The organism is Streptomyces sp. NPDC048389 (assembly GCF_040706335.1).
Taxonomy (GTDB): Bacteria; Actinomycetota; Actinomycetes; order Streptomycetales; family Streptomycetaceae; genus Streptomyces.
This window is the reverse complement of record NZ_JBEZKP010000099.1, coordinates 1-10293: the sequence shown is the minus strand read 5'-3', so window position 1 is coordinate 10293 and position 10293 is coordinate 1. Positions and strand designations below refer to the sequence as shown.

Below are 10293 nucleotides of genomic sequence, written 5' to 3'. Positions count from 1 at the left end.
GGCCGGGCCGCTGCCGCCCCGGCCGGCCTGTGCCGCCCCGGCCGGCCTGTGCCGACCCCGGCCGGGCAGTCACCCCGCGCCCGCGCCGGGTTGCGCCCCGGTCGGTCACGTCCGGCAGGCCCGGCCCACGTACGCTTCCCGGGTGAGCGAGAAGAACGAGTTCCCCTGGGGCCCCGCCACCGGCGTGGGGTCCATGCCCGGCGGTGACGCGCGAGAAGCTGCGAGGACGGTCACCGGGACGTTCGAGGAGTTCGCGCATCTGGCCGAGCTGCCCGCCCGCGGACCGGGCGCGGACATGATCGGCCGGACGATCGGGCTGCTCGTCGAGATGTACGCGCATGTGGAGCCGAGCGGCTGGCGGATCAGCGACCGGCCCGGCCGGGACACCCGCCGGGCCCGGTCCTGGATGGGCGAGGACCTCGACGCGCTGGAGGAGTTCACCCAGGGCTACGAAGGCCCGCTGAAGGTGCAGGCGGTCGGCCCGTGGACGCTTGCCGCCGCTCTGGAACGCCGTGGCGGCGAGGCGGTCCTCGGCGACCCCGGTGCCTGCCGCGATCTCACGGCCTCCCTCGCCGAAGGGCTGCGCGACCATCTCGCGGAGGTGCGTCGCCGGGTGCCGGGCGCCTCTGTGGTGCTCCAGCTCGACGAGCCGTCCCTGACCACCGTGTTGCGCGGCGGTATCAGGACCGCCAGCGGCTATCGCACGCACCGCGCCGTGGACCGGCAGGTCGTCGAGAGCGCGCTCCGGGAGGTCATGGCCGTGGCGGAGGGTCCGGTGGTCGTGCACTCCTGTGCTCCCGACGTGCCGTTCGCGCTGCTGCGCCGCGCCGGCGTGCAGGGCATCTCGTTCGATTTCGAGCTACTCACCGAGCGTGACGAGGAGTCGATCGGCGAGGCGGTGGAGGCCGGGACCAAGCTCTTCGCGGGCGTCGTCCCCTCCACCGACGCCGCATCGGCCGGATTGTCAGTGGGCGCCGATATCGTCAAGGGTGTACGGACACTGTGGCGCAGGCTGGGGCTGGATCCGGGGACTCTCGCAGAGTCGTTGGTGATCACCCCGACGTGCGGGCTCGCGGGCGCCTCGCCCGCGTACGCACGCGCGGCCCTCGCCCACTGCGTCCGTGACATCACTCGCGGACAACCCTGAGTAACGGGTGCGCGGACAACGGGAGGACGAAACGGTGGCCGGCGAACAGCAGACGACCCTGCCCGCACAGGCACGGGAGCAGCACATGCTCCTCGCCGAGCAGATCGAGGAGCACCGCTTCCGGTACTACGTGAAGGACAGCCCTGTCATCTCCGACGCGGAGTTCGACAAGCTGCTGCGTGAGCTCGAAGCGCTCGAGGAGCGGTACCCGGAGCTGCGTACGCCCGACTCGCCCACCCAGAAGGTCGCGGGGGACTACGAGACGGAGCTGTCCAAGGTCGAGCACCGCGAGCGGATGCTCTCCCTGGACAACGCCTTCGACGACGCGGAGCTCGCCGGCTGGGCGGACCGCGTCGCCCGCGAGGTGGGCGCCCCCGGCTACCACTTCCTGTGCGAGCTCAAGGTCGACGGACTCGCGGTCAACCTCACGTACGAGAAGGGGAGACTGACCCGGGCGGCGACGCGCGGCGACGGCCGCGTCGGCGAGGACATCACTCCGAACGTACGCACCATCGCCGGCATCCCCGAGCGGCTGACGGGCGACCGCGTCCCCGACCTCGTGGAGATCCGCGGCGAGGTCTACTTCCCCATGGAGCAGTTCCAGGAGCTCAACGCCCGCCGCGTGGCGGCCGGTGAGCAGCCGTACGCCAACCCGCGGAACTCCGCCTCTGGTTCGCTGCGCCAGAAGGACCCCAGGGTCACCGCCAAGCTGCCGCTCCACATGGTGGTGCACGGCATCGGCGCCCGGGAGGGCCTGACCATCGACCGCCTCTCGCAGGCGTACGACCTGCTGCGCGAGTGGGGTCTGCCCACGGCGGAGCACAACAAGGTGGTCGGCTCGCTGGAGGAAGTGCGCGAGTTCATCGCCTACTTCGGCGAGCACCGGCACTCGGTGGAGCACGAGATCGACGGCGTCGTCGTCAAGCTCGACGAGATCCCGCTGCAGGGCCGCCTCGGCTCGACGGCGCGGGCCCCGCGCTGGGCGATCGCCTGGAAGTACGCGCCGGAGGAGGTCAACACCAAGCTGGTCAACATCCGCGTCGGCGTCGGCCGTACCGGCCGGGTCACGCCGTACGCGCAGGTGGAGCCGGTGACGGTGGCCGGCTCCGAGGTGGAGTTCGCCACCCTGCACAACCAGGACGTGGTCAAGGCCAAGGGCGTTCTCATCGGCGACACGGTGGTGCTGCGCAAGGCCGGTGACGTCATCCCGGAGATCCTCGGCCCGGTGGTGGACCTGCGGGACGGCAGCGAGCGGGAGTTCGTGATGCCGGCCGAGTGCCCGGAGTGCGGGTGGGCGCTGAAGGCCATGAAGGAGGGGGACATCGATCTGCGGTGCCCCAACGCGCGCTCGTGTCCGGCGCAGTTGCGCGAGCGGGTCTCGTATCTCGCCGGCCGGGAGTGCCTGGACATCGACCACTTCGGCGAGGTGGTCGCCGCCGCGCTGACCCGGCCGCTGGAGCCGGCCGAGCCGCCGCTGAGGGACGAGGGGGATCTGTTCGACCTGAGCATCGAGCAGTTGCTGCCCATCAAGGCATACGTCCTCGACCAGGACAGCGGCCTGCCCAAGCGTGACCCGAAGACCGGTGAGGAGAAGGTCGTCACGGTCTTCGCCAACCAGAAGGGTGAGCCGAAGAAGAACGCGCTGGCGATGCTCGACGGTATCGAGGCCGCCAAGCAGGCGCCGCTGGCCCGGATCATCAACGGCCTGTCCATCCGTCATGTCGGGCCCGTAGCGGCCCGGACGCTCGCTCGTGAGTTCCGCTCCATCGATCGGATCCGGCAGGCGACGGAGGAGGAGCTGGCGGCCACCGAAGGCGTGGGCCCCACCATCGCCGCCGCGCTCAAGCAGTGGTTCGAGGAGGACTGGCACCAGGAGATCCTGCGGAAGTGGCGTGCCGCCGGCGTCCGGATGGAGGAGGAGTCCGGCGAGGACGAGGGACACCGGCCGCTCGAAGGACTGACGGTCGTCGTCACCGGCACGCTCCAGAACCACACCAGGGATGGCGCAAAAGAGGCGCTCCAGAGCCTCGGAGCGAAAGTGGCCGGTTCCGTATCGAAGAAGACGAGCTTCGTGGTGGTCGGTGACAACCCCGGTTCGAAGTACGACAAGGCCGCTCAGTTGAAGGTGCCGATTCTGGACGAGTCGGGCTTCGCCGTTCTGCTCGACGAGGGACCGGACGCGGCTCGTGAGGCGGCTGTGACTCAGGAGACGTGACAAAAGGGGCTCGGACGGGCGCTCGACGGGGGCGCGCGAAGAGCGCCACCAGCCCACGAGGGTCGATATCCGGACGTGCTGAGAGCCTCAGGAACGCGCGGTACGGGTCACCCGTTCAGCGCATACCAGATGGTTAAGGGTGGCCGGGTCGCATTCGGGCAAGACCTGTAGAGCGCTGCCCGTACGAGCCTCCTGCGGCCTACTGTTGAGATGCGCGCCTGTCGTGCACGGCTGCGTGGTGGGATTTCAGTCGTGGTGGCATGACAACGGAGCCATCGCGAGGGCAGGCACCGCCGGCTGTGAGAGGGACGGGAATGAAACCGACCGAGAGCGCCGCCCCGGTCTCACGGCCGCGTGCACTGGCGGCCCTGGCGGCCCAAGTCACCGGCCTGCCCGCGGCCGTCGTGGCGGGCGCCGCGCTCGTGCTCGCCACGGGCGTCGTGCAGACCGTCGCCGAAGGCCACGCGCTCTTCCCCGTGGGGACCGTCGGCTGGTCGCTCGCCCTGCTCACCGGGATCATCGTCGGCCACCTCGTCGCCCTCGGCCGCGACCGCTGGTGGGGCGGCACCGGCTCGGGGGCCGCGCTGACGCTCGCCACGCTGCTGCTGTACGGCTGGGTGCCGGCCGGTCTCGTGAGCCTCGCGGTCGTCGCACTCGTCGGCACGGCCTGCCGCAACCGCTGGCGACAGGGCGTGCTGCACGGCGCCGTCGACATCCTCGGTATCGGTGCCGCCGCGCTCGCCCTCGCCCTCTTCGGCGTCGTACCCAGCGTCGAGCGGCCCTGGGACCCGCTCGGCTGGGAGCTCCAGGCCGCGCCCGAGGTGGCTGTCGCCGCCACCGCGTATCTCGGCGTCACCCGGCTGCTGCTCTGGTACATCCTGGCGCCCCAGGGCGGCGGACTGCCGACCGTCGCCCGTACGGCCCTGCTCAGGCAGGGCCTCCTCGCGGTCGCGCTCGTCGGCATCGCGCCGCTGATCTGCGTCGTCGCCGTCGCCATGCCGCTGCTGCTGCCCCTGTTCGCCGTACCGCTCATCGCGCTCGACTCGACGCTGTGGATCGCCAGGGCAAGGGCGGAGGAGCAGTTGCGGGACCCGCTCACCGGGTTGCCCAACCGCCAATGGCTGTTGGAACGCACCTGGTCCGCGCTCGAGGACGCGGAAGGCAGCGGTGCGCGGGCCGCGCTCGTACTGATCGATCTCGACCGCTTCCGGTCCGTCAACGACACCCTCGGGCACCTGGCGGGCGACCGGCTGCTGCTGCAGATCGCCGAGCGGCTGCGGCAGGCACTGCCGCGCGGCGCGGAGGCCGCCCGGCTCGGCGGCGACGAGTTCGCCGTACTGCTGCCGACGGCGGACTCCACGACCTCCGCGCAGCGCGTCGCCAGACACCTCGTCGCCGAACTCTCCTCGCCCCTCGACCTCGACGGGCTCACCCTCGTTCTGGAGGCCAGCGCCGGACTCGCCGTCTTCCCCGACCACGCCCTGGACGCCGAAGGGCTGCTGCGCCGCGCCGACGTGGCGATGTACCAGGCCAAGCGCGACCGCACGGGCGTCGAGGTGTACGAGTCCAAGCGCGACAGCAACACCCCAGACCGGCTCGGGCTGTTGGGGGATCTGCGCCGGGCACTGGACGCCGGCGAGGTCGAGCTCCACTACCAGCCCAAGGTCCGCTTCGACGGGCACGTCGCGGGCCTCGAGGCGCTCGTCCGTTGGGTCCACCCCGAACGGGGGCGGGTTCCCCCGGACGAGTTCATCGCGATCGCCGAGTCCTCCGGGCTGATGCCGCACCTGACCGAGTACGTCCTGGAGACCGCGCTCGGGCAGGTCGCGAAGTGGCGTGCGCAGGGGCTCGATGTCCCGGTCGCCGTGAACGTCTCGCCGCGCGACGTCCACACGCCCGGCTTCGCCGGTGCCGTCGCCGCGAGGCTGGCCCGGCACGGTGTCCCGCCGGGTGCGCTTCAACTGGAGATCACGGAGCACGTGCTGCTGGAGGACCCGCAGCGCGCAGCGGACACGCTGGCCGGTCTCGCCGACCACGGCGTCAAGATGTCGCTCGACGACTTCGGCACGGGATACTCGTCCCTGGTGCACCTGCGCCGGCTTCCCGTCAGCGAGCTGAAGATCGACCGCTCCTTCGTGGCCCGGCTCGCGTTCGACAGCGAGGACGCGGAGATCGTCCGCTGCACCGTCGATCTGGCGCACTCCCTCGGCCTGCTGGTGGTGGCGGAGGGCGTCGAGGACGACGAGACGTGGGAGCGGCTGAGGGATCTGCGCTGTGACGCGGTGCAGGGCTGGCTGGTCGCCGCGGCGATGCCGCCGCAGGAGACGACGGCGTGGCTGCTGGCACGCGGCGAGCGCGGCTGGCACCGCCCCGCCCTCCCGGCCGGTGAACTCCCGCCGCCCCAGCCCCACGCCAACCGCACCTCGGGCCGCGCGGTGACCTAGCCGTACCGCCCTTCCGATGCCGATGCCGATGCCGTTGCCGATGCCGATGCCGCCTCCGGCCGCCCCCGGCGGCCCGTCGCATGGCCTCCGGGTGGGCGAGTCCCCGCAGGCACGGTCGGGCGGCCACGTCGGTTCGGTCCGCGCCGGCCGCGCCTTTGCCGCCCCTGGCGGGGAGTTCTCGCAGACACGGGCAGGAGGGCCCATGCCGGCCGGCCCGGCCATCGGCCGGACCTCTGCCGACCGGGCGCCGGGCCGCGCACCGGCTTCGGTGTTCCCCGCCCGGAGTCGGCTGCCTCTGGTGCCGCCCGCTCGGCCTGCGGCCCCCGGCTCGCGCCCTGGCCGGGCGGCGAGAACAGCAACGGGCGTGCTGGTGCTGGAGCGGTTCCTCGGCTGCGGTACTCAGGAGGCGGCGGAGACGGTTCTGCATCCCGGAGCCGACCTCCCCCTGCGGCCCCGCGCCGCCGTCCACCACCCGGTGCGGCCGCGTGTGCGGACGGGCGGGTCTCCCCGGCGGGTGGCGGCCGGGACGGTCGGACCGACGGGTGAGCGGGCCGGTCCGGTGGCCGCTGCCGGGGCGGGCCACGTCCGGCTTCGGGCCGGTTCGTGGCAGGGCGGCACGGTGCGGGGCGGCCCGCGCGGGGGCTGCGGGGCCCCACTCCGGGCGGCGGCGGCCGGAGTGAAGGCCCCGGACAAGGGCAGGGGTGGGGAGGGGGAAGGCAAACCGTTTCACGGTCAGCGGCACCCGCCCCATAGGATTGGGCCAAAACCATCACACTCACCCCAGAGGATCGCTGCATGCCTGGCATCACGCGCGAGGAGGTCGCCCACCTCGCTCGGCTGGCGCGTCTGGAGTTGTCCGGCGAAGAGCTCGAGCACTTCGCAGGACAGCTCGACGACATCATCGGCGCGGTCGCCCGCGTCTCCGAGGTCGCCGACCAAGACGTACCCCCGACCTCCCACCCGCTGCCGCTGACCAATGTCATGCGCGCGGACGAGGTCCGTCCGTCGCTCACCCCCGCGCAGGCGCTCTCCGGCGCCCCGGCCCAGGAGCAGCAGCGTTTCAAGGTGCCGCAGATCCTGGGGGAGGACTAACCGTCATGACGGAAAGCATCATCAAGCTCACCGCCGCCGAGATCGCGGCGAAGATCGCCGCCGGCGAACTCACCGCCGTCGAGGTCGCAGAGGCGCACCTGGCGCGTATCGAGGCCGTGGACGAGAAGGTCCACGCCTTCCTGCACGTCGACCGTGAGGGTGCCCTCGCGCAGGCCCGCGCCGTCGACGAGAAGCGGGCCAGGGGCGAGAAGCTCGGCCCGCTCGCGGGTGTGCCGCTCGCGCTGAAGGACATCTTCACCACCGAGGGCGTTCCGACCACCGTCGGTTCGAAGATCCTCGAGGGCTGGATCCCGCCCTACGACGCGACGGTCACCCAGCGGCTCAAGGCCGCCGACGTCGTCATCCTCGGCAAGACCAACATGGACGAGTTCGCCATGGGGTCCTCGACGGAGAACAGCGCGTACGGCCCGACGGGCAACCCCTGGGACCTGACCCGTATCCCGGGTGGCTCCGGCGGTGGCTCCAGCGCCGCACTCGCCTCCTACGAGGCGCCGCTCGCCATCGGCACGGACACCGGCGGCTCCATCCGCCAGCCCGCTGCCGTCACCGCCACGGTCGGCGTCAAGCCGACGTACGGCGGAGTGTCGCGGTACGGCATGGTGGCGTTCAGCAGCAGCCTCGACCAGGGCGGGCCCTGCGCCCGAACCGTCCTCGACACCGCCCTGCTCCACGAGGTCATCGCCGGGCACGACCCGTTGGACTCGACGTCCATCGACGCGCCGGTCCCGCCGGTCGTCGAGGCGGCCCGCAACGGCAGCGTCCAGGGCATGCGCGTCGGTATCGTCAAGCAGTTCCGCGGCGAGGGCTACCAGGCCGGTGTCGTGCAGCGCTTCGACGAGTCCGTCGAACTGCTGAAGGAACTCGGCGCCGAGATCGTCGAGCTGGACTGCCCGTCGTTCGACCTGGCGCTGTCCGCGTACTACCTCATCGCGCCGTCCGAGTGCTCCTCGAACCTCGCCCGGTTCGACGCCATGCGGTACGGCCTGCGGGTCGGCGACGACGGCACGAAGTCGGCGGAGGACGTCACCGCGCTGACTCGCGAGGCCGGCTTCGGCGACGAGGTCAAGCGCCGCATCATGCTCGGTACGTACGCGCTCAGCTCCGGCTACTACGACGCGTACTACGGCTCCGCGCAGAAGGTCCGCACCCTCATCACCCGGGACTTCGAGAAGGCATTCGAGCAGGTCGACGTGATCGTCTCCCCGACGACGCCGACCACCGCCTTCCCGATCGGCGAGCGCGCCGACGACCCGATGGCGATGTACCTCGCGGATCTGTGCACCATCCCGACCAACCTGGCCGGCAACGCGGCCATGTCGCTGCCCTGCGGTCTCGCACCGGAGGACGGCCTGCCCGTCGGCCTGCAGATCATCGCCCCGGCCATGAAGGACGACCGGCTGTACAAGGTCGGTGCCGCCGTCGAGGCCGCTTTCGTGGAACGCTGGGGTCACCCGCTGCTTGAGGAGGCTCCGTCGCTGTGAGTGCCATGGCAAAGAAGGCCAAGAACTTCAAGAAGTCCAAGACCGGGCTGTACGTGTCGCTGGGCAGCACCGCGTTCGGCGCGTTCACCGTCGCCAAGCAGGCCAAGCTGGCCCGCCAGGACGGCGACATGCTGCGCCTGGCCGACGCCGTCGTGTCCGCCGCCGCGATCGCCACCGGCCTGGCCATCCTCTACCGCGAGCTGAAGCGGCTCGGCGACGACGACGTTCTGCTGGGCTGAGAGGGAAAGTTTCATCGTGACCGTCACTGAACTGGTGTCGTACGAGGACGCCCTCGCGTCCTACGACCCCGTCATGGGCCTTGAGGTCCATGTCGAACTCGGCACCAAGACCAAGATGTTCTGCGGGTGCTCCACCGAGCTGGGTGCCGAGCCCAACTCGCAGACCTGTCCCACCTGCCTCGGCATGCCGGGCTCGCTCCCGGTCGTCAACGCGGTCGCCGTCGAGTCCGCGGTCAAGATCGGCCTCGCGCTGCACTGCGAGATCGCCGAGTGGTGCCGTTTCGCCCGGAAGAACTACTTCTATCCGGACATGCCGAAGAACTTCCAGACCTCGCAGTACGACGAGCCGATCGCCTTCAACGGCTATCTGGACGTCCAGCTCGAGGACGGCGAGGTCTTCCGCGTCGAGATCGAGCGCGCCCACATGGAGGAGGACACCGGCAAGTCGACCCACGTCGGCGGTGCCACCGGCCGTATCCACGGCGCGTCCCACTCCCTGCTGGACTACAACCGCGCCGGCATCCCGCTGATCGAGATCGTCACCAAGCCGATCGTCGGCGCCGGCGAGCGGGCCCCTGAGGTCGCCAAGGCGTACGTCGCCGAACTGCGTGAACTCATCAAGGCGCTCGGGGTGTCCGAGGCCCGGATGGAGATGGGCCAGATGCGCTGCGACGTGAACCTGTCGCTGCGTCCCAACGGCACGGAGAAGTTCGGCACGCGCTCCGAGACGAAGAACGTCAACTCGCTGCGCAGCGTCGAGCGTGCCGCGCGCTACGAGATCCAGCGGCACGGAGCGGTGCTCTCGTCCGGCGGCACGATCGTGCAGGAGACCCGTCACTTCCACGAGGAGGACGGCTCCACCACCTCCGGCCGGGTCAAGGAGGAGGCGGAGGACTACCGCTACTTCCCCGAGCCCGACCTGGTCCCGGTCGCGCCCTCGCGCGAGTGGGTCGAGGAGCTGCGCGGCACGCTGCCCGAGCTGCCGCGCCTCAGGCGCAACCGGCTCCGCGAGGAGTGGGGCGTCTCCGAGCACGACATGCAGTCGATCCTCAACGCGGGCGCGGTCGACCTGATCGTCGCCACGATCGAGGCCGGCGCGCAGCCGGCAGCCGCCCGCAAGTGGTGGATGGGCGAACTGGCACGCAGCGCCAACGAGTCGGGCAAGGCGCTGGACCAGCTGGCGATCACCCCGGTGCAGGTCGCCCGGGTGACCGCGCTGGTCAAGGAGGGCTCGCTCAACGACAAGCTGGCCCGTCAGGTCATCGAGGGCGTGCTCGCCGGCGAGGGCGACCCGGACACGGTCGTCGAGAAGCGCGGCCTCAAGGTCGTCTCCGACGAGGGTGCGCTGGGCGCGGCCGTCGACGAGGCCATCGCGGGCAACCCGGCGATCGCCGACAAGATCCGCGGCGGCAAGGTCGCGGCGGCCGGCGCGCTGGTCGGCGCGGTCATGAAGACCACGCGCGGGCAGGCGGACGCGGCTCGCGTCAAGGAGCTGATCCTCGAGAAGCTCGGCGTGACCGAGGGCTGAGGAGCCTGACGTTCCCCGAGGGGGGGGGGGGGGGGGGGCGGGGGGGGCGGCGCCCCCCGGGGGGAAGGGGCGGGGCCCCGCGGCGCCGCGGCGGGGGGGGGGGGCGGGGGGGCGGTGGTGGGGGCG

Annotated in this window: 6 protein-coding genes and 1 pseudogene; all 7 read left to right on the top strand. The window is 71.6% G+C overall.

Features of this window, described 5'->3' with window-relative positions; translation table 11 throughout:
- Positions 1-142: 142 nt before the first annotated feature.
- A pseudogene (locus tag AB0903_RS33725) lies at positions 143-1151 on the top strand (methionine synthase).
- 30 nt (positions 1152-1181) lie between these two features.
- Entirely contained in the window at positions 1182-3362 is a 2181-nt protein-coding gene (gene ligA / locus AB0903_RS33720; RefSeq protein WP_366708561.1) for an NAD-dependent DNA ligase LigA, read from the top strand.
- A gap of 314 nt (positions 3363-3676) precedes the next feature.
- Positions 3677-5806 (top strand): bifunctional diguanylate cyclase/phosphodiesterase, encoded by a 2130-nt coding sequence (locus AB0903_RS33715; RefSeq protein ID WP_366708560.1) that lies wholly within the window; start codon positions 3677-3679, stop codon positions 5804-5806.
- Between the two features lie 795 nt (positions 5807-6601).
- Positions 6602-6898 (top strand): Asp-tRNA(Asn)/Glu-tRNA(Gln) amidotransferase subunit GatC, encoded by a 297-nt coding sequence (gene gatC, locus AB0903_RS33710; RefSeq protein ID WP_366708559.1) that lies wholly within the window; start codon positions 6602-6604, stop codon positions 6896-6898.
- 5 nt (positions 6899-6903) lie between these two features.
- Positions 6904-8400: an Asp-tRNA(Asn)/Glu-tRNA(Gln) amidotransferase subunit GatA gene (gene gatA, locus AB0903_RS33705; protein ID WP_366708558.1), complete on the top strand. Its 1497-nt coding sequence runs from the start codon at positions 6904-6906 to the stop codon at positions 8398-8400.
- 5 nt (positions 8401-8405) lie between these two features.
- Positions 8406-8639 carry a hypothetical protein gene (locus tag AB0903_RS33700; RefSeq protein ID WP_366708562.1) on the top strand — a complete coding sequence of 78 codons (234 nt, stop codon included), beginning with the start codon at positions 8406-8408 and terminating at the stop codon, positions 8637-8639.
- A gap of 16 nt (positions 8640-8655) precedes the next feature.
- Positions 8656-10167 carry an Asp-tRNA(Asn)/Glu-tRNA(Gln) amidotransferase subunit GatB gene (gatB, locus tag AB0903_RS33695; RefSeq protein ID WP_366708557.1) on the top strand — a complete coding sequence of 504 codons (1512 nt, stop codon included), beginning with the start codon at positions 8656-8658 and terminating at the stop codon, positions 10165-10167.
- The last annotated feature ends 126 nt before the right edge of the window (positions 10168-10293 follow it).

What these genes read in the sequence shown, in the direction of transcription:
- AB0903_RS33715 (WP_366708560.1), top strand. Translation starts at nt 3,677, where the DNA reads ATGAAACCGACCGAGAGCGCCGCCCCGGTCTCACGGCCGCGTGCACTG.
- gatC (WP_366708559.1), top strand. Translation starts at nt 6,602, where the DNA reads ATGCCTGGCATCACGCGCGAGGAGGTCGCCCACCTCGCTCGGCTGGCG.
- gatA (WP_366708558.1), top strand. Translation starts at nt 6,904, where the DNA reads ATGACGGAAAGCATCATCAAGCTCACCGCCGCCGAGATCGCGGCGAAG.
- AB0903_RS33700 (WP_366708562.1), top strand. Translation starts at nt 8,406, where the DNA reads ATGGCAAAGAAGGCCAAGAACTTCAAGAAGTCCAAGACCGGGCTGTAC.